Origin of the sequence: Xanthomonas sp. BRIP62415 (assembly GCF_003993515.1) — a bacterium.
GTDB lineage: Bacteria > Pseudomonadota > Gammaproteobacteria > Xanthomonadales > Xanthomonadaceae > Xanthomonas > Xanthomonas euroxanthea.
This window is the reverse complement of record NZ_QEZH01000031.1, coordinates 158,390-182,355: the sequence shown is the minus strand read 5'-3', so window position 1 is coordinate 182,355 and position 23,966 is coordinate 158,390. Positions and strand designations below refer to the sequence as shown.

The following is a 23,966-nucleotide window of genomic DNA, read 5'->3' as shown; positions in this document are numbered from 1 at the left end:
TCACAGGCTCCGCGCGGCAGCGCCGCCGCCCAGCCAGGCATCGCTGGCATCGTCGGTGGACAGGCGATGCAGGCGCACGCCGCGTGCCTGCAAGACCGAGGTCAACTGCTCCAGCGGCGCCACGAATTCGGCCTGCCAACGCGCCCGTCCGGCCTGCGAGGACAGATCGATCGCAATACGCTCGCCGCGCACATCGAAGCTCAGTGCGCGGGCCGGTGGTGCCAGCTCCAGGGGGTCGACCAGAACGATCACCACCACCTCGTGATGCAGGGCCAGCCCCGACCAGCGCGTGGCAGAAATCCTGCTGGCGCTGCGCGCGTCGGCCAGCACGGTCAGCCGCGCGCCCGGGCGCAGCAGCCGCGCGGCATGGTCCAGTGCCACCTCCAGGCCCGCGTCGCCGGGCGGCGGCTGCGCATACCAGCGCGCCAAGGCATCCAGTACCGGCAATACGCCGCGTTGCCCCGAGCGCGGCGCAATCGGCGCCTCGCTGGCAGTGCCGCGCAGGGCGGCGATGCGGTCGCCCTGCCGCTGCGCCAGCCACGCCGCAACCGCACCGGCACGTGCGGCCTGCACCGATTTGTAGCGCACCCGCGTGCCGAAGAAGAGTGCCGGCGAGGTATCGGCCACAATCAGACTCAAGCGTTCGCGCTCGGCCTGAAACAATTTCGTATGCGCACGCCCGGTACGCGCAGTGACGCGCCAGTCGATATGCCGCGCATCGTCACCCGCCACGTACTCGCGCGACTCGGCGTATTCCATCCCGCGCCCGCGCGTTGCCGCGGGCACCGGCCCGGCCAGTCCATGGCGGCCACGCCCCGGCTGCCCGCGATGGATCGTGGTGCCGCGCAGCGCGATCAACTCCGCCAGGGTCGGCCGCAGTCCATCGCCGGCGATCGACGACGGCGCGGTGACAGGGGAAGAAGACGGCATCGAAGACATCGGATTCTGGTCAGAGGACGGCATACCTCGGCGACACGCTACCCGATCAGGGCAGCGGAATCTTTTCCAGCAGGGCGGCGACCAGGCGTTCGCCATCCCAGCCTTCGGCAGTGGCTTCGTAGCTGGGCAGCACGCGATGACGCAGCACGTCCGGGGCGATTGCGCGGATATCGTCCGGGGTCACGTAGTCGCGCCCGGCCAGCCATGCACGCGCACGTGCGCAGCGCTCCAGCGCGATCGACCCACGCGGGCTCGCGCCCCAGGCGATCTGCCGCGCCAATGCCGGGTCGTAGCGCTGGGCATCGCGCGACGCGAGCACGATCTCGATCAGATAGCGCTCCAGCTGCGGAGCCAGATGCACGTCCAGCACGACACGCCGTGCGGCAAAGACATCTTCCAGCGGGATCTTGTCGGGCACCGTTTCGTGCTTTTCCAGGGTATCGCGCGCGGCTTCACGTGCCAGACGCAGGATCTCGGTCTCGGCATCGGCCTGTGGATAGCCGATACGGACATGCATCAGGAAGCGATCCAGCTGCGCCTCGGGCAACGGGAAGGTGCCCTCCTGCTCGATCGGGTTCTGCGTTGCCATCACCAGGAACAGCTGCGGCAGCGCATAGGTATGCCGCCCGACGGTAACCTGGCGCTCGCCCATCGCTTCCAGCAGCGCCGACTGCACCTTGGCCGGTGCTCGATTGATCTCGTCGGCCAGCAGGATCGGATGGAAGATCGGCCCGGGCATGAACTCGAACCGGCTATCCTGCGGCCGCCAGATCTCGGTGCCGGTCAGATCAGAAGGCAGCAGATCTGGGGTGAACTGCACCCGCGCAAAATCGGCTTCCAGCCGCGAGGCCAGCGCACGGATCGCGGTGGTCTTGGCCAGACCCGGTGCGCCCTCGACCAGCAAATGGCCATCGGCCAGCAAGGCGATCAGCAAGCGCTCGACCAGCGCAGACTGGCCCACGATGCGCTGCGTCAGCGACTCGCGCAGCAAGGTGAATTGACGATGCAACCGGTCCTCGGCGGGCGCGGCAGCGGCTTCGGGGGGCAAGAGCGGCGGTGCGTTCATAGGCCCAGTGTGACCGATTCGAGCGCGATTGGTTCACTGCAGGCCAGGAAGATGTTCAGTGAGTGACCAGGGTCATGCTGCCGGGCACACCGCAGATGGCCGGCTCCTGCGGCACTCCGCAAGCCTTCCATTTGGGGAGGGACGGGGTTTCTCCACCCATTTGATCCGGAGCACGCATGATAAAAGGAAGAAGGCCGCTTTCGCGGCCTCCCTTGTCTCCATCGTATCGAGCCCGTTTACCGCGCTGCGTTTGCAACCCGCAATACCTTGGGAGTTACGAAGACCAGTAGCTCGGCTTTCTCCTTGCTACGCCCGCGCTTCTTGAACAGATTGCCCAGGAACGGGATGTCTCCCAGGAACGGCACCTTCGAAACGCTTTCCCGATCAGTAAATTCGTACACGCCACCGATCACCACCGTTTCACCATCTGCCACCAGAACCGCCGTATTGACTTCACGACGATTGATTTCCGGCACGGTGCCGTACTGCGGCAAGGTAATGAAACGGGCGACTTCGTCCTTCTTGACGTTCATATTGAGGAAGACACGATTGTCGTTGGTAATGGTCGGCGTCACTTTCAGCTCGAGCAAGACCTCCTTGAACTGGACGTTAGCCTGTGACCCACCGCCTGCAACACCCGCGCCGCTGATTGTGACGTAACCGATCTCGCGGCCCTGCTTGATGACGCCTTCACGCTGATTGGCAGTCACGATGCGCGGATTGGAAACGACTTCGCCCCGGCCTTCTTCCTGCATCGCCGACAGCTCGATATCCAGGTTGAAGTTGGAACCAAGCAGGGTATAGGCGAGCCCAGCCGCACCACTGTTCGTAAAGCCGCCAGCTCCAAGATCGATATTCAGCCCCGACGGGAACAAGAAAGTTGGCAGCGTGCTACTCGTACCGTTGGGCGTAGCGGGCGTCCGGGAATTATTAAGCTCATTATTACGTTGATTTAATGTATTGCTGTAATTGACATTACTCTCGAGCGAGCCACTCAATATACCCCGACTAGTTGCTCCGGAGACACCAAAGCGCGCCCCCAAGTCACGGGCAAATGTATCGGTCGCGATCACGATGCGGCTTTCGATCAATACCTGATCCACGGGGCGATCGATATGCGAGATCAGCTCGCGCATCTGCGCGACCTTCTTCGGAATATCGCTGATCATCAACGTGTTGGTGCGCTCATCGGCAACCAGGCGACCGCGAGGCGACAGGAATCCGTTGTCCTGCTGGCCGCCTTGCCCACCTTGACCACCGCCCTGACCGCCACCACCGCCACCAATCCCCTTGGCCTCCGTCAGCGCCTTGAAGATCACCGCCGCGTTGTGGTAATTGATCTGCACGTAATCGGTGATCAGATCCTCGCGATTCTCGATCGCGATGCGGGCGTCTTCCTTGTCCTGCTCGAACTTGGCCAGCTCCGGCTGCGGGGCGACCCACACCACGCCGCCGTCGCGGCGCTTGTCCAGGCCCTTGGCGCGCAGCACGATGTCCAGCGCCTGGTCCCACGGCACGTTCATCAGCCGCAGGGTGACATTGCCCTGCACGGTGTCGGAGGCGACGATGTTGAGGTTGGACTCCTCGGCGATCAGCTGCAGCACGGTGCGTACCGGCACGTCCTGGAAGTTGAACGTCACCGGGCGGCCGCTGTAACCGCGCGCGGCGATCTGCGCCGCGGCCTGGGTGACGGCTGCGGCGCTGACGCCACCGACCGCGGGCTGGCCCTTGCGCGGAGTGATTTCGACCACGTATTCGTTGCCGGTCTGGTAGGCCAGCGAATCGAACGCGCCCTTGGTCGACAGCACCAGCTGCGAACCCGAGCCGGACGGCTTGACCTCGACACGTTGCACCGGCGTTGCGAAGTCGGTGACGTTGAGCGGGCGCTGCAGTTCGGCGGGCAACCGCGCGTTGCTGATGTCGACCAGCACGTTGTCGCCCTGCGTACGCAGGTCCGGGCTGGCGCCCTGGCCGTCGAACTGCAGGATCAGACGACCCGTGCCATCCTCGCCCCGTTTGAAATCGATCTTGGACACCGCCAGGCTCGCCGGAGCGGTCTTGGCCGGATCCTGCGCGGGCTGCTTCAGTGCCGCCGCCGCGACCGCGCCACCACTCGCCAGCGCCAGCGCGAACCCCAACGCGCAGGCCCGAAGTGCCACGTGGCGTCGAACCGGACGCAGCCGCTGGGCATTGGAAAACGTCATCGTGCTATCCCCTATCACTTTATTGATCATCCAGCGCGAGCGCGGCCGGCCGTTCAAGCCATCCACCCGCACCGTCCGGCACAAGTTCAATCAGCTCGATGCGGTCTTCGTAGACCCCGGTGACCCGGCCATCGCTCTGTCCCAGATACACACCCGGCCGTACCCGGTAGGTCACCTTGTCCGGTGCCATGACCAGGGCAACCAGGCCCGCGCCGCCACCAATGGTCCCCACCATGTCGAGGGCGTCTAGCGGATAGGCTTCCAGCGGCTCCTTGCGCCGGTTCGGATCCGGACGCGTGCCATTGCCGCCTTCGGCACTGACCCAGGCATCGCTGAACGGGTCGCGCATCGACTGCGCCGCATATTCGAACGTCTCGAACTGCTGCATCACCGGCAATGGCTCCAACGGCGGCGCCGGACGTGCGCGCACCTCGGCAACCCAGGCTTCCAGATTCGGCGCATCGCCCGGGGTGCTGGTCACACCGCGCGTACACGCCGGCAATAAAGCCATTAGCGCCACGCAGGACAGGATCTTGAGCAGTCTCATGGTCATTGGCCGCCCTTCTTCGCAGCGTCGGCCGCCGCCTTCTCCTGCTCGGCCATTTCCTCATCGTCCAGATAACGATAGGTCTTGACCGTGCCGGACAGTTCCAGCGCCCCGCGCGGCGTGATGCCGGCCTTGGGATCCTTCGGCTTCAGGTTGATGTCGTGCATGGTCAGGATCACCACGCGCGGCAGCGACGCCACGCCGCTGACGAAGGCACCGAACTGGTGGTAACTGCCCACCATGCGCAAGGCGATCGGCTTTTCGGCGTAGAACTCCTTCGGCGACTCCGGACCCGGCTGGAACAACTCGTTGGACAGGCCGCTGGACAACGCGGTCTGCGAGATGTCGATGATCAGATCCGGCATTTCGGTCTTGCTGGGCAGCTGGCGCAGCATCTGCTGCAGCACCTGCTCCATCTGCGCGAGCTGCTGCTTGAGCGGCTCCAGATTCACCGCACGGCCCTGCTGGGTCTCGAACTCGGTGCGCAGCTGCGTTTCGGTGCCTTCCAGGCTTTCAAGTTCATCGCGCTTGCCGCTGATCAGCAGGAACCAGGCCAGCACCATGATGAACAGGCCGACCACCACGCAGAACACGATGCGTGCCTGCTGCGGCCAGCCGCCGATGTTGTTGAAATCCAGATCGCTGAGCTTGAATGCTTTCTTACTCATGACGCCGCCCCCTCCTGCGGCCGATTGGCTGGCACCGGCGCTGGCTGCACAGGCGCAGCGGCCGGCGGCGTGGCAGGTGCAGGCGCTGCAGGTGTCGCCGCTGGCGCGCCCGCGGGTGCGGTCCCGGCCGGCGTTGCGCCCGGCGCTTGCGCGTCGACCGGTGCGGTGCCGTTCTTGTCAGCCTCGTTCGGATTGGCCAGCTTGACCTTGAGCGTGAATACGTACGGCAGCGCCGTGGTGTCCGTCGCAGATGCGGCAGGCTGCCCGGTCTTGTCCTGGCTCTTGGCCTCGATGATCGACAGGTCCGGATTGGTCATCCAGCCCGAGCCTTCCAGGTTGCGCATGTAGGCACTGACGCGCGCATTGGACTGCGAGCGACCTTCCAGGGTGAGGATGTCGCCGTCCTGCTTGATGTTGGTCAAGGCCACGCCATCGGGAATGGTGCGCACCAGCGAGTCGAACAGGTGCACCATCTGCGAGCGATTGGCCTGCAGTTCCTCGATCACCTTCTTGCGGGCGAGCAGACGGTCCTTCTTCTTGTCGAGTTCCTTGATCTCTTCGTTCTGCGCCTTGACCTTGTCGATTTCGGTGGTCAGGAACGCATTGCGCTCGGTCTGGCCGCTGATCTGCGCGTCGTAGTAGAACCAGATCAGTGCAGACAGCAGCACTCCGCCCAGCGCGGCGAAGCCCAGCATCGAATAGAACTCGCGCTCGCGCGCCTTCCGGCGCTCGGCGCGCCAGGGCAATAGATTGATTCTTGCCATCAGTCAAAGCTCCTCAGGGCCAGGCCGGTGGCAATCATCAATGCAGGTGCATCCAGCGCCAGCGCATGGGCCTGGACCTTCGGGCCCAGCGTCATCTGCGCAAGCGGGTTGGCGACCACGGTGGTCACGCCGAGCTGCTCTTCCACCATTTCCGGCAGGCGCGACAGCGCCGCGCAACCACCGGCCAGCACGATGCAGTCGACGCGATTGAATTCGCTGCCTGCGTAGAAGAACTGCAGCAAACGGCTGATCTGCTGCACCGTCGCCTCCTTGAACGGCTCCAGCACTTCGACCTCGTAGCTTTCCGGCAAGCCGCCCTGACGCTTGGCCAGGCCGGCCTCTTCGTAGGTCAGCCCGTACCGGCGCATCACCTCGTCGGTGAGCTGCTTGCCGCCGAAGACCTGCTCGCGGCTATACAGGCTGCGACCGGCGCGCAGCACGCTCAACGTGGTCATGGTCGCGCCGATGTCCACCAGCGCCACCACTGCATCGGCAGCCACCGGCAGCTCGCTGGCGACCAGGGCAAAGGCGTTCTCGACCGCGAAGGCCTCCACGTCCATGACCTTGGCGGTCAGGCCGCCCAGTTCCAGCGCGGACTGGCGCAGTTCCACATTTTCCGAACGCGAGGCCGCCAGCAGCACCTGGACCATGTCCGGGCTGTTGGGCATCGGGCCGAGCACCTCGAAGTCGAGATTCACTTCCTCGATCGGGTACGGGATGTAATTGGTGGCTTCCAGTTCGACCTGCGCTTCCAGATCGCTGTCGTCCAGATCGGCCGGCATCGGGATCAGCTTGGTGATCACCGCCGACCCGGCCACCGCGGCTGCTGCATTCTTGGCCTTGCTGCCGGAACGGTTGATGGCGCGGCGGATGGCCTCGCCCACCGCCTCGACTTCGACGATGTTCTTTTCCACGACCGCATTCGGCGGCAACGGCTCTACGGCGTAATGTTCCACGCGGAAACGATTCCCGCTGCGCGACAGCTGCAGGAGCTTGACCGCAGTGGAACTGATATCGACACCAATAAGTGGCGACTGACTCTTGGGTAGAAGCCCCACGGAAACTCCCCTGCCGATGGGCACTTGGACGCAGTCTGCGCCCTCGTATTAATAATCAAATTTTAACAGTAGACAAGCCCTTCACGCGCGAGGCAATGGCCCCGCGACCGTGACCCCAGTGCTGTCTGCTGCGATCCCCAGAGTTCGGCCCCAGCCAAACCCGGCGTCATCTATACTCTGTGACCAAGAAATCTGCAATCGGAATCTCTCTCAACATGCCCCGTATTCGTCGTTGGCTGGGCTGGATCCTGGCCGCGTTCGTGGTGCTTGCCCTGCTTGGCGCTATTGCTGCCGGCGGCCTGTATTACGCCGTTTCCTCCAAGCTGCCGGACGTGCAGTCGCTCAAGCAGGTCGAACTGCAGGAGCCGATGTATGTCTACTCCAGCGATGGCCGCCTGATGGCCGTCTATGGCGAGACCCGGCGCTATCCTATCCAGATGAAGGACGTGCCGCTGCGCCTGAAGCAGGCCTTCCTGGCCACCGAGGATGCGCGCTTCTACGAGCACGGCGGCGTGGATTACAAGGGCATCGCCCGCGCGGTGTGGCTGCTGGCCAGCACCGACGCCAAGCGGGTGCCGGGTGGTTCGACCATCACCCAGCAGGTGGCGCGGCAGTTCTTCCTCAGTTCCGAGTACAGCTACACCCGCAAGCTGGCCGAGATTCTGCTGGCACGCAAGATCGAAAGTGAGCTGAGCAAGGACGAGATCTTCGAGCTGTATCTCAACAAGAGCTTCTTCGGCAACCGCGCCTACGGCGTGGGTGCTGCGGCCGAGTACTACTACGGCAAGAAGATGAGCGAACTGAGCCTGGACGAGATGGCCTCGCTGGCCGGCATCCCCAAGTTCCCGTCCAGCGGCAACCCGATCAGCAATCCGGAGCGTGCCCAGGAACGTCGCGATTACTACGTGCTGCAACGCATGGCCGACCTGGGCTTTGTCAGCCAGGCCGAAGCCGATGCGGCCAAGGCGGTGCCGATGCACGCCAAGCCGCATGAGCCGCCGGTCGAGGTCTACGCCCCGTACGTGGCCGAGCTGGTGCGCCAGGAAATGATCGCCAAGTACGGCGGCGATGTGCTCAACAAGGGTTACCACGTCACCACCACCATCGATGCCACGCTGCAGACCGGCGCCGATGCAGCGGTTGCCGACGGCCTGCGCCTGTACGACCACCGGCATGGCTGGCATGGCGTCGAACAGCATTTCGATGTCCCTGCCGACGCGGATGCAGCGGCCCTGGCCAAGCATCTGTCCGGCGTGTTCACCCAGGGCGGCCTGCGCGCGGTGATCGTGGCGCGCACCAATGCCGACGGCGGCGTGACCGTCGTGCAGAGTGACAAGACCGAGCTGACCCTGCCGGCCAGCGCCAGCCGCTGGACCAACAAGACCCCGGCCAAGCTGCTGACGCGCGGCGACCTGACCCGCATCCGTGCCGGCGAAAAGGACGGCGAATGGATCATCGACCAATTGCCGCGCGGCCAGGCCGCGCTGGTGTCGCTGGATGCCAACAGCGGTGCGCTGCGCGCGCTGGTCGGCGGTTTCAGCTTCGCCGGCAACAAGTTCAACCGTGCCACCCAGGCACGCCGCCAGCCGGGCTCCAGCTTCAAGCCGTTCGTCTATGCGGCCGCGTTCGAAAAGGGCTTCAACCCCGCCTCGATCGTGCTCGATGCCCCGGTGGTGTTCCGCGACCGCCGCGGCAAGACCTGGTCGCCGCAGAACGACGGCGGCGGTTTCCGCGGCCCGATGCGGCTGCGCGAGGCGTTGGTGCAATCGCGCAACCTGGTGTCGGTACGCCTGCTGGACGCGATCAGCGTCGATTTCGCACGTAAATACATCAGCCAGTTCGGCTTCCAGGAGGCCGAGCTGCCGCCCAACCTGTCGATGTCACTGGGTACCGCGTCGCTGACGCCACTGTCGGTCGCGCGCGGCTATGCGGTGTTCGCCAACGGCGGCTCGCGCGTGGACACCTGGATCGTGGACGAGGTGAAGGACCGCGACGGCAATGTCGTCTTCAAGGAAGTGCCGGCAGTGGCCTGCCGTACCTGCGCGTTGCAGGGCGGCAATGTCGCACCGGTAAGCCAGGTGGTGGACGGTTTCAACTTCGGCGCCCCGGCGCTGCCCAAGTCGATCGAGCCGACCACGGCCACGCCGGCGGAGACCGCCCCGGCAGCCACTGCCGAAACCAAGATCGCGCCGCGCGCCATCGACGAGCGCACTGCCTACCAGCTGGTGTCGATGATGCGCGACGTGGTCCAGCGCGGCACCGGTACCGCAGCCAAGGTGCTGGGGCGCGAGGACGTCGGCGGCAAGACCGGCTCGACCAACGATCACCGTGACGCCTGGTTCTCCGGCTTCGGCGGTCCCTATGCCACCACGGTGTGGGTGGGCCGCGACGACTTCCGCTCGCTCGGCTATCGCGAATACGGCGGCAAGGCCGCATTGCCGATCTGGATCGAGTACATGCGCGTGGCCCTGAAGGACAAGCCGATCGCCGCCAACGACCCGCCCGACGGCATGACCCAGGCCACCATCAATGGCGCGGTGGAATGGGTGAAGAACGAGGACCTGGATCGCCTGCAGGATTACGACTACGGCCTGCAGGAGCAGCAGGACGAGAAGGCGTTCGATATTTTCTGAGTGCCGGGATTCGAGAATCGAGAATGGGGAATCGGAACGGCGCAGGCCGGCCGATTCCCTGGGCTCGGCACGTAGCGGCAGCGATGGTGCAACGCATGCCAGCGCGTGCTTGCGGTCATCGAGCACGGTCCATCGGGCCTGCGCCCTGTGACCTTCGCCACACCGTCATGCCGCTGTTGTAGAGTCGAACCAGGTTCATGAGGGGAGCCCGGTCATGCATCACGCGCGCGAACACGCCGATACGCGAACCCGAGAACGGCGCCACCGCCTGGCGCACGAGGCGGCCCGGCTGATGGCCGAAGGCGGCATCCGCGATTTTCATCAGGCCAAGCTCAAGGCGGCCAGCCGGCTGGGCATCCACGACGATGCATCGCTGCCGCGCAATCGCGAGATCGAAGACGCCCTGCGCGAGCACCAGCGCCTGTTCGCCGGACCGGCGCACGGGCTGCGCTTGCGCCAACGCCGCGAAGCGGCCTTGCGCGCGCTGGAGTTTCTCGGCCCGTTCCAGCCGCGCCTGGCCGGCCCGGTGCTCGATGGCACGGCTGACGCCAATGCGCCGGTGCAGTTGCAGCTGCACAGCGACGATGCCGATGCCGTGCAGCGGTTTCTGGAAGAACACCGCATTCCTGCCGAATTGCGGACGCGCCGGCTGCGCCTGGACCGCGAGCGGACTGCCGAGTTTCCAGTCTGGTTGTTCAGTGCCGAGGAACTGACCTTCGACCTGACCGTGCTGCCGTATGACGCCCTGCGCCAGGCACCGTTGTCGCAGCTGGACGAAAAGCCGATGCAGCGCGCCTCGGCCGCCCAGCTGCGTCAGCTGTTGGCAGAAGACGACGGTGGCCACGCCCCGCAACACGCGCGCTGATCGCCGTACGCCATTACGCGCGACCGTGGGCATGACGCCCGCCCCGTAAAAAGCAAACGCCCCGCAATGCGGGGCGTTCGTTCAAGCAGACAACCGCAGGCGTTTAACGCTTGGCGCTGTCGGTGTAGTCGCGCTTGTCGTAGCCGGTGTAGATCTGGCGCGGACGGCCGATCTTCATTTCCGGGTCGACCTGCTGCTCCAGCCAATGCGACACCCAGCCGGCGGTGCGTGCAATGGCGAACATCACGGTGAACATCTCCACCGGAATATTCAGCGCCTTGTAGATCAGGCCGGAATAGAAGTCGACGTTCGGGTACAGCTTGCGCTGCACGAAATAGTCGTCCTTCAGCGCGGCTTCTTCCAGCTTCAACGCCACTTCCAGCAGCGGATCGTTGACGCCCAGCTCGCCCAGCACCTTGTGGGTCATCTCGCGGATGATCTTGGCGCGCGGGTCGAAGTTCTTGTAGACGCGGTGACCGAAGCCCATCAGACGGAACGAGGAATTCTTGTCCTTGGCCTTGGCCACGGCGGACTCGACGTTGTCGGCGGTGCCGATCTCTTCCAGCATCTTCAGCACGGCTTCGTTGGCGCCGCCGTGTGCCGGGCCCCACAGCGCGGTGATGCCCGCGGCGACCGAGGCGTACGGGTTGGCACCGGTCGAACCGACCAGACGCACGGTCGAGGTCGAGGCGTTCTGCTCGTGATCGGCATGCAGGATGAACAGCAGATCCAGCGCCTTGGCCACCACCGGATTGATCTCCAGCGGCTCGCTCGGCACTTCGAACATCATGTGCAGGAAGCGGTCGACGTAGTTGAGGTTGTTGCGCGGGTAGCGGATCGGCCAGCCGATCGAATAGCGGTACGCGGCAGCAGCCAGGGTCGGCACCTTGGCGATCAGACGGATGGCGGCCTGACGGCGCTGCTCCGGATCGTTGAGGTCCAGGGTGTCGTGATAGAACGCCGACAGCGAGGCGACCGAACCGGCCAGCATGGCCATCGGATGGGCGTCATGGCGGAAACCACCGAGGAAGTTCTTCAGCGACTCGTGCATCATCGTGTGATGCGTCACTTCGTGGTCGAACTTCTTGAACTCGTCCGCGGTCGGCAGCTCGCCGTTCATCAGCAGGTACGAGACTTCGAGGAAGCTGGACTTCTCGGCCAACTGTTCGATCGGGTAGCCGCGATACAGCAACACGCCGTTGTCGCCATCGATGTAGGTGATGGCCGACTTGCAGCTGGCGGTGGCGGTGAAGCCCGAGTCGTAGGTGAACAGACCGGTTTCTTTGGTCAGCTTTGAGATATCGACGCAATCATTGCCAAGCGTGGGCTTGAGAACCGGCAGAACGACCGACTTGTCGCCGGCGTTGAGCGTGACCTGATCAAGATCGGACACTGTGTACGCTCCTTCAGTGGAAGGCGCCTGTCACCGGATGGGCAGGCACGTGATGGAAGTCCAGGGCATCGCCCCGGATCACGTCATTATCGCACAGCAGCATTTTGGCCGTCGCTTGGACAGAAGTCGTAGACGCCCCTGCCGAAGGCGTGAAAACGAAGTTGCCAAGGCCCCAAAAAACAACGGCCGCGCAATGCGCGGCCGCTGCCGGTACAGCCCGTCCTGCAAGCTCAGCGCGCGTAGCGCTTCTGGAACTTGTCGATCCGGCCGCCGGTGTCGATCACCTTGTGCTTGCCGGTATAGAACGGGTGCGATGCCGAGGAGATATCCACCTTGATCAGCGGGTATTCCTGGCCGTCTTCCCACTTCACGGTCTCTTTCGAGCTCATGGTGGAACGGGTCAGAATCTTGAAATCGGACGTCACGTCGTGGAAGACGACGTCGTTGTAGCTGGGATGAACGTTATCTTTCATGGACTTGGCGCCGGGCTGCCTGGATAAGCCGGGCATTATAGCGGCCTCCAGACGCCCGGCGCAAGATCGCCCTAACCCGCCGCCAGCGCCGCCCCGACCAGACCGTAGAACTGCCGGCGGTCGTACTCCAGCAGCAGGTTGGCATTGTCGGGCGCGCCACCCTGCCGGTTCCAGTCCACCAGGGTCATCCCGCGGGTATGCGTACCGGTCAACTCGATATGGACCGGACGCTGCTCCAGCCGCTGGGCACCTTCCGGGTGCAGCGCGAACGCCATCGCCAGTGCATCGGCGGCGTACCAGTACTCGCCGCGGCTGTCTTCGGACCACAGGCGGGTCTTGCGCGAGATTTCCTCGTAGAACCGCGCCTGCGCCGAGTCGGCCGCCAGCCATTGCTCGACATCGCGATGCAGCAGGCCGTGGGCGATGGTGGCTTCCCAGTCGGCCACGTCGAACTGCGGAAAGCCGCGGAACACGATGTGCGCCGCTTCCGGGTCGAAGCCGATGTTGAATTCGGCCGCCGCGGTGATGTTGCCGTGCCCGGTCAGCGCCCCGCCCATCACCACCAGCCGCGCCACCCGCTGCGGCAGGGTCGGATCCAGCGTCAGCGCCAGCGCTAGATTGGTCAGCGGACCGAGCGCCACCAGCAGCAGCTCGCCGGCGTATTCGTGCGACAGGCGCAGGATGGCCAGCGCGGCGTGCTCGGTCTCGGCAGTACGCCTGGCCGGCGCCAGGCCGACATCGCCGAAACCGTCGATGCCATGCACATGCGCCGCGTCCACCGACGGGTGCAGCAACGGCTGCGGGCAGCCCGCGTAGACCGGCACATCCTCACGCCCGGCAATCTCGCAGACCTTCAAGGCATTGCGCACGGTGTGCTCCAGGCCGACGTTGCCGGCGGCGATGGTCAGGCCAACGACCTCATGCCGGGGGTCGTTGAAGGCCATCAGCAAGGCCAGCGCGTCGTCCACGCCCGGGTCGGTGTCGATCAGCAGCGGTATCTTTTTGGTCATGGGATTGGAGATTCGGGATTCGGGATTCGGGATTCGGGATTCGGGATTCGGGATTCGTCGCCGCATCTTCGCAAGGATCAGCGAAGCACGCGAATCACCGGGACGCCAAGGCGGCAGCAGCCTTGGCTTTACGATTCCCGATTCCTCAATCCCGATTCCCCAATCCCCGCCGCTCAAGCCGCGGCGTAGCGCACCGCGCTGCCGATCCAGCGCGCGACCACACGGTCGGCAATCTCCGGCGCGTCGGCCAGCAGCCGCTCGGCAAGCACCTGCACGCGCGGCAGCAACCCGGCATCGCGGGTGAGATCGGCGATGCGGAAGCTGGCCAGGCCGGTCTGGCGGGTGCCCAGCAATTCGCCGGGGCCGCGCAGCTCCAGATCCTTTTCCGCGATCACGAAGCCGTCGTTGGTCTGGCGCATGGTTTCCAGGCGTTGCCGCGCCATCATCGATAGCGGCGCCTGATACAGCAGCACGCAACTGGACGCGGCCGCGCCGCGCCCGACCCGGCCGCGCAACTGGTGCAACTGCGCCAGGCCCAGGCGCTCGGCGTTTTCGATGATCATCAGCGAGGCGTTGGGCACGTCCACGCCGACCTCGATCACCGTGGTGGCGACCAGCAGGTCGGTGCGGCCCTGCTTGAAATCCAGCATGGCCTTCTGTTTTTCGGCCGCTTTCATGCGCCCGTGCACCAGTGCCACACGCACCCCGGGCAATTGCGCGGACAGGGCTTGGAAGGTGACCTCCGCCGCCTGCGCTTCGATCCTTGGCGGGCCGCTGGGCGCGTCCTTGCCGGGCTCCTCGCTTTCTTCGATCAAGGTGCAGACCCAGTAGGCCTGACGCCCTTCGGCGCAGGCGGCGCGGATGCGCTCGACCAGCTCCGGCCGACGCTCGGCACTGAGCACGATGGTCTGTACCGGGGTGCGCCCGGGCGGGAGTTCGTCGATGGCCGAAACATCCAGGTCCGCATAGGTAGACATCGCCAGGGTGCGCGGAATCGGCGTGGCGGTCATCACCAACTGATGCGGCACGCTGCCGGCAGCTGCGCCCTTGTCGCGCAAGGCCAGGCGCTGATGCACGCCGAAGCGGTGCTGCTCGTCGATGATGGCCAGCGCCAGATCGTGGAAGACCACCGCCTCCTGCATCAGCGCATGCGTGCCGACCACCACCTGCGCCTGGCCGGAGGCCACCTCGGCCATCGCCGCGGCGCGCGCCTTGCCGGTGACCTTGCCGGCCAGCCAGACGATGCGCACGCCCAGCGGTTCCAGCCAGCCACGCAGATTGGTGAGGTGCTGCTCGGCCAGCAGCTCGGTCGGCGCGGCCAGTGCGACCTGCTTGCCCTGCTCCACCGCCAGCATCGCCGCCAATGCCGCAACCACGGTCTTGCCGCTGCCGACATCGCCCTGCACCAGCCGCAGCATCGGCGATGGCTTGGCCAGGTCGCGGGCAATCTGTGCGAACACCCGCTGCTGCGCGCCGGTGAGCTGGAACGGCAATGCCGCACGCAGTTGCTGCACCAGGGTGCCGTTGCCCGGCAGCAGCGGCGCGCGGAAGCGCTGCAGGGCGATGCGCTGGCGGCGCAGGCTGAGCTGATGCGCCAGCAGTTCTTCGATCGCCAGACGCTGCTGGGCCGGATGCCCACCGGCGAGCAGTTGCTGCGGGTCGGTGTTCACCGGCGGGCGATGCATGGTCAGCAGCGCGGCGCGCAGCGAGGGCAGTTGTTGGTCCTGCAACCAGTGCGGCGGCAGCAGTTCCAGCGCGGCCTCTTCCGGCAACCGCTCCAGCGCCTGGCCGATGAGCTTGCGCAGCGTGGCCGGGCCCACGCCTTCCAGGACCGGATAGACCGGGTCCAGGCTGTCACCCAGCACGGCATCCTCGCCAGGTGCCAGCACACGGTAGCTGGGATGCACGATTTCCCAGCCATTCTGTCCCGGCTTGGGCGTGCCGAACACCCGCAACCGCGTGCCCGGTGCGAACTGCGCCACCTGCGCGGCGCGGAAATGGAAGAAGCGCAGCACCACGCTGCCGTGCGACTCGTCCGAGACCGCCACGCGCAACACCGGGCGAAAGCGGAAGCCGCGCTCCACCGCGTCCACGCGCCCCTCGATCTGCGCCGGCACACCGCTCTGCAACTGCGCGATCGTGGTCAGCCGCGTGCGGTCCTCGTAGCGCAAGGGCAGATGCAGCCACAGATCCTGCAGCGTCAAGATGCCGCGCGCAGCAAATTTCTCGGCCACTTTCGGGCCGACGCCGGGCAGGCTGGCAAGCGAGGCCTGGCCTGCGACGGCCAGGCGCGGGGTGAGGGTCGCTGCGCGCGGCACGGCAGGGCGCTCGGGTCAGCCGAGCTGGATCAGTCGAGCACCATCACCGCATCGACCTCGAAGCCGGCGCCCTTGGGCAGGCCGGAGACCTCGATGGTCGAACGCGCGGGGAACGGCGCCTGGAAATACTCCTGCATCACCGCATTGACGGCGGCGAACTGGCCCAGATCGGTGAGGTACAGGCCCAGTCGCACGATCCTGTCGAGCGAGCCACCGGCCGCTTCCGCAACGGCCTTGAGGTTGTCGAACGCGCGGCGTGCCTGCGCGCCGATGTCGCCGGGCACGATCTCGCCGGTGGCCGGGTCCAGCGGGATCTGCCCGGAGAAATACACCGTGTTGCCGGCGCGCACGGCCTGGGAATACGGACCGATGGCGGCAGGCGCCTGATCGGTATGGATGATCTGGGACATGGGAACTCCACTGCAAAGGTGTGTGCAGCAGTTTAGGCGTTTGTGCGGATTTGCTCGACTGTTGCGCACGATCTTGTTGCGACGCGTCTTGCAAAGCTCGCTGGACACCGTGCTGCCATGTCAGACAGATTGCGCGGCAATGGCGGCGTGGAGCTGGACCATGCACGCGTACGACGCATGCGACGTGCTGTCGCACCAGACGTGAGGGGGTCGACTCTCAACGCACGCCCTTCCCTGGCGCGGCCTCGGTGCTGCCTGTCGGCAGGATATGGAATCCTTACTGCCGCCCCACGCTCTGCACCACATGCAGCCGCCGCAGCCGGCGCATCACCTCGGCCAGATGGCGGCGGTCGCGCACCTGGATGTTGAAGCGCAGCACCGCGGCGTTGAAGTCGCGGTCCAGGTAATCCACCCGCTCGATATTTGACTGGCTTTGCGCGATCGCCGCGGCCAGCTGGGCCAGCACGCCGGTGCGGTTTTCCACCTCGACGATCAGGGCGGTGTCGTAGTCGCCACTGACGCTGGAATCCCAGTCGATCGGCACCCAGCGCTCGGGCGACTTGCGCAGCTCGGCCAGGTTCGGGCAATCCAGGCGGTGCACCACGATGCCCTTGCCGGCGGTGTGGTAGCCCATGATTTCGTCGCCGGGAATCGGCTGGCAACAGTTGGCGAAGCTGATCACGCCACGCTCGCTGCCGTCGATCAGGATCTTTTCGTGCGAATGCTTGGAGTGGCCGCCACCGCGCAATTCGGCGTAGGCCATCAGCGCCTGCGCGGCCTGGGTCGGCATCCAGTTGCCCAGCGCCACATCGGCCAGCAGCGCTTCCAGACGTGGATAGCGATGCTCGGTAAGGAAGGCATCCAGGCGCCCCTTGGGCAAGCGTTCCAGCGAGCTGTCCATCGCTTCCAGCGCGCGATCGAGCATGCGGTGGCCGAGCTGCACGGCATCTTCGTGTTCGAGTTGCTTGAGCTGGTGGCGGATCGCGGTACGCGCCTTGCTGCTGACCACGAACTCCAGCCACTGCGGCTTGGGCGTGGCCGAGCGCGCGGTGATGATCTCCACCGCCTGGCCGCTGACCAACTTGGTACGCAGCGGCACCAGTTTCTTGTCCACCCGCGAGGCGACCGCGCGGTTGCCCACGTCGGTGTGCACCGCATAAGCGAAATCCAGCGCGGTGGAGTTGCGCGGCAACGCCAGGATCTTGCCCTTGGGCGTGAACAGGTAGACCTCGTCCGGGAACAGGTCGACCTTGACGTTGTCCAGGAACTCCAGCGACGAGCCTGCGGCGCGCTGCGAATCGATCAGCTCCACGATCCAGTCGTGCGCACGGCTCTGCGCGCTGTTGGGCGAGGCCGAGCCGACCTTGTAGGTCCAGTGCGCGGCCACGCCGCGCTCGGCGATCAGGTCCATCTCCTCGGTGCGGATCTGCACCTCGATCGGCGAGCCGTACGGGCCGAACAACACGGTGTGCAGCGACTGATAGCCATTGGCCTTGGGAATGGCGATGAAATCGCGGAAGCGCCCGTCCAGCGGCTTGAAGGTGGCATGCACCGCGCCCAGCGCGTGATAGCAGTCGGCCACCGAGCGCACCACCAGGCGGAAGCCGAACACATCCATCACCTGGTCGAAGGACTTGTTCTCTTCGTGCATCTTCGAATAGATGCTCCAGGGCGTCTTGATGCGGCTGACCAGGCGATGTTCCAGCCCTTCCTTGGCCAGCCGCTGCGACAGCTGCACTTCCACCTGCGCCATCGATTCGCGCCGCACCACCGGCTGGCTGCGGATATGTTTTTCGATGATGGCGTGACGCCACGGATACAGCGCGCGGAAGCCCAGGTTCTGCAGCTCGGACTTGATCAGGCTCATGCCCAGGCGCTGGGCGATCGGCGCGTAGATCTCCAGCGTTTCGCGCGCGATGCGGCCGCGCGCTTCGCTGCTCTGCGCGCCCAGGGTGCGCATGTTGTGCAGGCGGTCGGCCAGCTTGATCATGATCACGCGCAGGTCGCGCGACATCGCCAGCAGCATCTTGCGGAAGCTTTCCGCCGCCGCTTCCTGGCGGTCGCGGAACTTGAGCTTGTCCAGCTTGGTGACGCCATCGACCAGCTCGGCCACCGCCTCGCCGAATTCCGAGGCCAGCTCTTCGCGGGTCAGCGGGGTGTCTTCGATGGTGTCGTGCAGGATCGCGGCGATCAGCGATTCCATGTCCAGGCCGAGTTCGGCGAGCACGCCGGCCACCGCGACCGGATGGGTGATGTAGGGCTCGCCCGACTTGCGGGTCTGGCCGGCATGCGCGCTGGCGCCCACTTCCCAGGCACGCCGCAGGATCGGCAGCTGCTCCTTGGGAAGGTAGCTGGCCGCGCGTTCGAGGTGCAGGACGTAGTCGGGGATGGCCTGGTCGGAAGACGGAGACGTCACGACGGTCGCCTGGGCAGTGGGGCCTGGGTTCATGCCGGAAGACTATGCCAGCAACGCAGTCACGGCAAACGTTTGCACGCTGCACACGGCAACGCGGGCCTGAAACGGAAACAGCCCGCACGTGGCGGGCTGTTCAGATCGATCGCAGCGATGCGGACGATCAATCGTCGTTCTTGGACATGTCTTCGTCGGCGACGACTTCGGCAGCGGCCCACTCCAGCGCTTCGCGCTCGGCACGCTCGCGCTCGGCCTTCTCGACCTCGTCGATCAGTGCGTTGTCGATCCGGCGTGCGGCGATTTCGCGCAGTGCCATCACGGTGGGCTTGTCGCTGGCGTCGGCATTTTCAATCAACGGCTGCACGCCGTTGGCGAGCTGACGGGCGCGCTTGGACGCCATCATGACCAGCTCGAAACGGTTGTTCACGACTTCCAGGCAATCTTCTACGGTAATGCGGGCCATGCGGGCTCCCGGCGACCAGCAACGGCCGCGCATCGAATGAGGGAAAGGGGGCGGAGTGTACGCCCCGGCCGCCGTCACGGCAACCTGGGCCTATTCAGTTTCCTTTGGAATCAGGGGTTTGAGCCGCTCAGTCCAGCAGGGCCCGGATCAGCTCCGCATGCCGCTGCTGTTGCGCCTGCCGGCGCAGCCGGCTGGCGGTGAAGATCGCGCACATCTCCGAGACAGCCGTCTCGAACGTCTCGTTGATGATGACGTAATCGAATTCCTCGAAGTGCAGCATCTCTTCGCGGGCGGCAGCCAGGCGCTGCGCCATCACGTCCTCGCTGTCCTGGCCGCGCTTGCGCATGCGCTCGTCCAGCGCCTGGCGCGATGGCGGCAGGATGAACACGCTGACCGCGTCGGGCACCTTCTGGCGCACCTGGCGCGCGCCCTGCCAGTCGATCTCCAGCAGCACGTCGTGCCCGGCGGCCAGCTGCGGCTCCACCGATTGGCGCGCGGTGCCCTTCCAGTCGCCGTGCACCAGCGCATACTCGAAGAAGTCACCCGCCTCGATCATGCCCTGGAACTCGTCGGCGGAGACGAAATGGTAGTGCTCGGCATGCCGTTCGCCCGGCCGCGGCGCGCGCGAGGTGAACGAGATCGACAAGGCGATCTTGGGATCACGCGCCAGGGTGGCGTTGACGATGCTGCTCTTGCCGGCGCCGGAAGGGGCCGCAACGATATAGAGAGTGCCGCGCATTTTAGGAAATAGGGAGTCGGGAATAGGGAATGGGGCACCGCGCCAAGCAAGCAGGCCAAGGGTGAATCGTACCTGCTTTGACGATTCCCCATTCCCGATTGCCTATTCCCGGCTATTCGATGTTCTGCACCTGCTCGCGGATCTGGTCGATCAGCACCTTCAGATCCACGGCGGCGTTGGAGGTGCGGCTGTCCACCGACTTGGAGCCGAGCGTATTGGCTTCGCGGTTGAATTCCTGCAGCAGGAAATCCAGGCGGCGGCCGACCGGCTCGCGCTGCCGGAGCACGCGGCGGATCTCGGCGATGTGGCTGGACAGGCGGTCGAGCTCTTCGTCCACGTCCAGCTTCTGCAGCCACAGCACCAGTTCCTGTTCGGCGCGACCCGGGTCCACCGGATGCGGCAGATCGGCCAGGCGTGCGGCCAGCTTGGCGCGCTGACCTTCGCGGATGACGGGAATCAGCGTGCGTACCTCGGCGGCGATGCGTTCGATCGCATCGACCCGCTCGCTGATCGCATCGGCCAGCTTGCCGCCTTCGCGCTCGCGCGCGGCCACGAAACTGTCCACCACCTCGTCCAGCAATGCCAGGGCCTGGGCCTGCAACGCCGGTGCGTCCACGTCCTGCACCTGCAGCACCCCGGGCAGCTGCAGCAGATCGGTGAAACCCACCTGCAGCTTGGGGAACATCCCGTCAAGGCGGGTGGCCAGTGCGCCCAGTTCCTGCAGCAGCGATTCGTTGACGGCCAGGGTCTGCGCGTTGTCCGGCGCGCGCAGGCGCAGCGCCAGATCCAGCTTGCCGCGGCTGTTTTTCGCCGCCACGCGCTCGCGCAGCAGCGGCTCCAGCGCACGCAGTTCTTCGGGCAGGCGCACGCCCACTTCCAGAAACCGATGGTTGACCGAGCGCAGCTCGCAACCGAGCGTGCCCCAGGGCGTGATGCGTTCGCCACCCGCAAACGCGGTCATGCTTCGAATCATCGTCAGTCCCGTACCTTCAAAGCGCGAATGGTACCCTAGCGGCCCGCGCTGGCTGACCGCCCCGCCACGCGCCGCCCCAGACCCACCTCCCGACTTCCGGACTCATCGCATGACCTTTTCCCGTCCCAGCGGCCGCACGGCCGACCAGCTGCGCCCGGTGCGCATCGAACGCGCCTTCACCCGTCACGCCGAAGGCTCGGTGCTGGTCAGCTTCGGCGACACCCGCGTGCTGTGCACCGCCAGCGTGGAAAACCGCGTGCCCGGGTTCCTGCGCGGCAAGGGCGAAGGCTGGGTGACCGCCGAATACGGCATGCTGCCGCGCTCCACCCATACCCGGTCCGATCGCGAAGCCGCGCGCGGCAAGCAGGGCGGGCGCACGCTGGAAATCCAGCGCCTGATCGGCCGCGCACTGCGCGCCTGCGTGGATCGCAATGCCCTGGGCGAACGCACCATCACCCTGGACTGCGACGTGCTGCAGGCCGATGGCGGCACCCGCACCGCCGCGATCACCGGCGCCTACGTGGCGCTGGCCGATGCGGTGAACCTGCTGCTCAAGCGCGGCGACATCAAGAAGCATCCGCTGATCGGCGCCGTGGCCGCGGTGTCGGTGGGCATCTATCGCGGCGAGCCGGTGCTGGATCTGGACTACCCCGAAGACAGCGACTGCGACACCGACATGAATGTGGTGATGAACGACGGCGGCGGCTTCATCGAGCTGCAGGGCACCGCCGAAGGCCACGCCTTCCGCCGCGACGAACTCAACGCGCTGCTCGCCCTCGCCGAACAAGGCATGAGCGAATTGTTCGCCCTGCAACGCGCTGCGCTGGCCGGATGAGCCGACGCATTGCCCTGACCACCTTGCTGGTCGCCGACTACGATGCGGCGATCGCCTGGTACACCGGCGCGCTGGGGTTCCAGGTGCTGCAGGACCGCCCGCTGGACGATGGCAAGCGCTGGGTGGTGATCGGCCCGGGCGGCGCACAGGACGCCGCGCTGCTGCTCGCGCAGCCGGGCGACGACGCCCAGCGCGCGCGCATCGGCGACCAGACCGGTGGGCGGGTGGATCATTTTCTCTACACCGACGACTTCTGGCGCGACCACGCGGCAATGCAGGCGTTCGGCGTGCAATTCCTGGAAACCCCGCGCGAGGAACCGTACGGCACGGTCGTGGTGTTCCGCGACCTGTACGGTACCAAGTGGGACCTGCTGGAGCCCAAGCAATGAAACACCTGGTCCTGGCCAGCGGCAATACCGGCAAGCTGGAAGAACTGCGCGCCATGCTCGCCGACCTGCCGCTGCGCATCGTGGCGCAAGGCGAGCTCGGTGTGGAGGACGTGCCGGAAACCGGCCTGACCTTCGTCGAGAACGCCTTGATCAAGGCGCGCCATGCCAGCGCGGTCACCGGCCTGCCCGCCCTGGCCGACGACTCCGGCCTGATCGTCGATGCGCTCGGCGGCGCACCCGGCCTGTACAGCGCGCGCTACGCCGGCAGCCCGACCGATGCACAGGCCAACAACGCCAAGTTGCTCGATGCCCTGCGTGAGGTGCCGGCCGAGCGCCGCAGCGCGCGGTTCTACGCGGTGATCGTGCTGCTGCGTCACCCGGAAGATCCGCAACCGCTGATCGCCGAAGGCAGCTGGGAAGGGGTGATCACCACCGAACCGCGCGGCACGGGCGGCTTCGGCTACAACCCGGTGTTTCTGGATCCGGTGCATGGCCTGACCGCTGCGGAAATGGATACCGCGTTGAAGAATCGGCTGAGTCACCGTGCGGTGGCATTGGCCACGTTGCAGCACAAGCTGCACGCCCTGTCGCTGTGAACCATGGCCTGATGCAGTGCCCGACCTGATTCCACCGCCGCTGTCGCTGTACGTGCACCTGCCCTGGTGCGTGCGCAAGTGCCCGTACTGCGACTTCAATTCGCATGCGGCCAAGGGCGTGCTGCCATTCGAAGACTATGTGGATGCGTTGATCCGCGACCTGGATGCGGACCTGCCGCTGGTGTGGGGGCGCGTGGTGCATTCGGTGTTCTTCGGCGGCGGCACCCCGAGCCTGTTCCCGCCCGAGGCGATCGACCGCTTCCTGCAGGCCGCCGCCGCGCGGCTGCGCTTTGCGCCGAATCTGGAGATCACCCTGGAAACCAATCCAGGCACCGCCGAGCATGGCCGCTTCGACGGCTATCGCGCCGCCGGGGTGAACCGGCTGAGCTTCGGTGTGCAGACCTTCGACGACGTGGCGCTGCAGCGGCTGGGTCGCATCCACGACAGTGCCCAGGCCGAGCGTGCAATCACGCTGGCGCAGGATGCCGGCTACGACAATTTCAACATCGACCTGATGTATGCATTGCCCGAGCAGACCCTGGCGCAGGCCGAGCGCGATCTCGAACGCGCGTTCGCGTTGCAGCCCACCCATCTGTCGCATTACCAGCTCACGCTGGAGCCGAACACGGTGTTCTTCGCGCGGCCGCCCAAGGGCATTCCCGAGGACGATGCGGCCTGGGATATCCAGGAACATTGCCAGCGCCTGCTGGCCGAGGCCGGCTATGCGCAGTATGAGGTGAGCGCCTACGCCAGGCCCGGGCGGCAGTGCGCGCACAACCTCAATTACTGGCGCTTCGGCGATTATCTGGGCATCGGCGCCGGCGCGCACGGCAAGATCAGCTCCGGTGCCGAACAGCATGTGTTGCGACGCTGGAAGCACAAGCACCCGCAGAGTTACCTGGCCAGCGCCGGCAGCACGGCATCGATTGGCGGCGACGAGATCGTGCCGCGCGAGCGGCTGCCGTTCGAATACATGCTCAACCTGTTGCGCCTGCACGAGGGCTTCGCGCTGCGCGACTTCGAAGTCTCCACCGGGCTGGCGGCGTCGGTCATCGAGCTGCCGGTGGCGCGCGCGATTGCGCAAGGCTGGATGACCGCGCAGGACGGACGCGTGGTGCCGACCGAGCTGGGCCGCCGCTTCACCAATGACGTGGTCGAGCTGTTTCTTGCCTGATCGCGGCGATCGCGGCGCGGCACGGCAGCCAGCACG

Annotated in this window: 22 protein-coding genes; 6 read left to right on the top strand and 16 right to left on the bottom strand. The window is 65.9% G+C overall.

Going from position 1 to position 23,966, the window contains the following annotated elements:
- The 7 genes from EO141_RS17025 to EO141_RS16995 all read right to left on the bottom strand — a co-directional run bounded on the left by EO141_RS17025 (position 1) and on the right by EO141_RS16995 (position 7,246).
- On the bottom strand, positions 1-963 hold the full coding sequence (locus EO141_RS17025) for a DUF58 domain-containing protein (RefSeq protein WP_164739263.1): 963 nt from the start codon (positions 961-963) through the stop codon (positions 1-3).
- Positions 964-985: 22 nt separating this feature from the next.
- Positions 986-2,005, bottom strand: coding sequence for a MoxR family ATPase (locus EO141_RS17020; protein ID WP_127169754.1), 1,020 nt, complete (start codon positions 2,003-2,005; stop codon positions 986-988).
- Between the two features lie 236 nt (positions 2,006-2,241).
- Positions 2,242-4,209: a type IV pilus secretin PilQ family protein gene (locus EO141_RS17015; protein WP_119127489.1), complete on the bottom strand. Its 1,968-nt coding sequence runs from the start codon at positions 4,207-4,209 to the stop codon at positions 2,242-2,244.
- A gap of 19 nt (positions 4,210-4,228) precedes the next feature.
- Entirely contained in the window at positions 4,229-4,762 is a 534-nt protein-coding gene (locus tag EO141_RS17010) for a pilus assembly protein PilP (RefSeq protein ID WP_127169753.1), read from the bottom strand.
- Positions 4,759-5,424, bottom strand: coding sequence for a type 4a pilus biogenesis protein PilO (locus EO141_RS17005; protein ID WP_104584775.1), 666 nt, complete (start codon positions 5,422-5,424; stop codon positions 4,759-4,761). Before EO141_RS17005 ends, EO141_RS17010 begins: the two co-directional genes overlap by 4 nt.
- On the bottom strand, positions 5,421-6,188 hold the full coding sequence (locus EO141_RS17000; protein ID WP_104648860.1) for a PilN domain-containing protein: 768 nt from the start codon (positions 6,186-6,188) through the stop codon (positions 5,421-5,423). The genes EO141_RS17005 and EO141_RS17000 overlap by 4 nt, the downstream gene beginning before the upstream one ends.
- Positions 6,188-7,246, bottom strand: coding sequence for a pilus assembly protein PilM (locus EO141_RS16995; protein ID WP_104584767.1), 1,059 nt, complete (start codon positions 7,244-7,246; stop codon positions 6,188-6,190). Before EO141_RS16995 ends, EO141_RS17000 begins: the two co-directional genes overlap by 1 nt.
- Positions 7,247-7,461: 215 nt before the next feature.
- On the opposite strand from EO141_RS16995, the gene EO141_RS16990 reads away from it, so the two are divergent.
- Positions 7,462-9,879 carry a penicillin-binding protein 1A gene (locus tag EO141_RS16990; RefSeq protein ID WP_115677321.1) on the top strand — a complete coding sequence of 806 codons (2,418 nt, stop codon included), beginning with the start codon at positions 7,462-7,464 and terminating at the stop codon, positions 9,877-9,879.
- Between the two features lie 214 nt (positions 9,880-10,093).
- The gene (locus EO141_RS16985) at positions 10,094-10,744 is read left to right on the top strand and encodes a hypothetical protein (RefSeq protein ID WP_127169752.1); all 651 of its coding nucleotides are present in this window, start codon (positions 10,094-10,096) and stop codon (positions 10,742-10,744) included.
- Between the two features lie 103 nt (positions 10,745-10,847).
- Here EO141_RS16985 and EO141_RS16980 read toward each other — a convergent pair whose 3' ends face one another.
- The 9 genes from EO141_RS16980 to EO141_RS16940 form a co-directional block, all read right to left on the bottom strand.
- The gene (locus EO141_RS16980) at positions 10,848-12,137 is read right to left on the bottom strand and encodes a citrate synthase (protein ID WP_039409911.1); all 1,290 of its coding nucleotides are present in this window, start codon (positions 12,135-12,137) and stop codon (positions 10,848-10,850) included.
- A 230-nt stretch (positions 12,138-12,367) separates the two neighbouring features.
- Positions 12,368-12,610 (bottom strand): type B 50S ribosomal protein L31, encoded by a 243-nt coding sequence (locus tag EO141_RS16975; RefSeq protein ID WP_024938126.1) that lies wholly within the window; start codon positions 12,608-12,610, stop codon positions 12,368-12,370.
- 71 nt (positions 12,611-12,681) lie between these two features.
- Entirely contained in the window at positions 12,682-13,620 is a 939-nt protein-coding gene (locus EO141_RS16970) for a nucleoside hydrolase (protein WP_115677324.1), read from the bottom strand.
- A 173-nt stretch (positions 13,621-13,793) separates the two neighbouring features.
- The gene (recG, locus tag EO141_RS16965) at positions 13,794-15,938 is read right to left on the bottom strand and encodes an ATP-dependent DNA helicase RecG (RefSeq protein WP_127169751.1); all 2,145 of its coding nucleotides are present in this window, start codon (positions 15,936-15,938) and stop codon (positions 13,794-13,796) included.
- Between the two features lie 29 nt (positions 15,939-15,967).
- Positions 15,968-16,348 carry a RidA family protein gene (locus EO141_RS16960; protein ID WP_042597620.1) on the bottom strand — a complete coding sequence of 127 codons (381 nt, stop codon included), beginning with the start codon at positions 16,346-16,348 and terminating at the stop codon, positions 15,968-15,970.
- Positions 16,349-16,625: 277 nt separating this feature from the next.
- On the bottom strand, positions 16,626-18,797 hold the full coding sequence (locus EO141_RS16955; RefSeq protein WP_104584756.1) for a bifunctional (p)ppGpp synthetase/guanosine-3',5'-bis(diphosphate) 3'-pyrophosphohydrolase: 2,172 nt from the start codon (positions 18,795-18,797) through the stop codon (positions 16,626-16,628).
- A 127-nt stretch (positions 18,798-18,924) separates the two neighbouring features.
- The gene (gene rpoZ, locus EO141_RS16950; RefSeq protein WP_002812428.1) at positions 18,925-19,224 is read right to left on the bottom strand and encodes a DNA-directed RNA polymerase subunit omega; all 300 of its coding nucleotides are present in this window, start codon (positions 19,222-19,224) and stop codon (positions 18,925-18,927) included.
- A gap of 127 nt (positions 19,225-19,351) precedes the next feature.
- Positions 19,352-19,963, bottom strand: coding sequence for a guanylate kinase (gene gmk, locus EO141_RS16945; RefSeq protein ID WP_104584754.1), 612 nt, complete (start codon positions 19,961-19,963; stop codon positions 19,352-19,354).
- A gap of 112 nt (positions 19,964-20,075) precedes the next feature.
- Complete coding sequence (locus EO141_RS16940) at positions 20,076-20,936, bottom strand: YicC/YloC family endoribonuclease (protein ID WP_024938120.1); 861 nt, start codon at positions 20,934-20,936, stop codon at positions 20,076-20,078.
- Between the two features lie 109 nt (positions 20,937-21,045).
- On the opposite strand from EO141_RS16940, the gene rph reads away from it, so the two are divergent.
- Genes rph through hemW form a run of 4 tightly spaced genes read left to right on the top strand, consistent with a single transcriptional unit; the run spans position 21,046 to position 23,930 of the window.
- A complete protein-coding gene (rph, locus tag EO141_RS16935) occupies positions 21,046-21,771 on the top strand; it encodes a ribonuclease PH (protein ID WP_024938119.1) in 726 nt (241 codons plus the stop codon).
- On the top strand, positions 21,768-22,160 hold the full coding sequence (locus EO141_RS16930) for a VOC family protein (protein ID WP_126944401.1): 393 nt from the start codon (positions 21,768-21,770) through the stop codon (positions 22,158-22,160). Before rph ends, EO141_RS16930 begins: the two co-directional genes overlap by 4 nt.
- Positions 22,157-22,756, top strand: coding sequence for an RdgB/HAM1 family non-canonical purine NTP pyrophosphatase (rdgB, locus tag EO141_RS16925; RefSeq protein WP_164739262.1), 600 nt, complete (start codon positions 22,157-22,159; stop codon positions 22,754-22,756). The genes EO141_RS16930 and rdgB overlap by 4 nt, the downstream gene beginning before the upstream one ends.
- Before the next feature lie 16 nt (positions 22,757-22,772).
- On the top strand, positions 22,773-23,930 hold the full coding sequence (hemW, locus tag EO141_RS16920; protein WP_127169749.1) for a radical SAM family heme chaperone HemW: 1,158 nt from the start codon (positions 22,773-22,775) through the stop codon (positions 23,928-23,930).
- Positions 23,931-23,966: the final 36 nt, after the last annotated feature.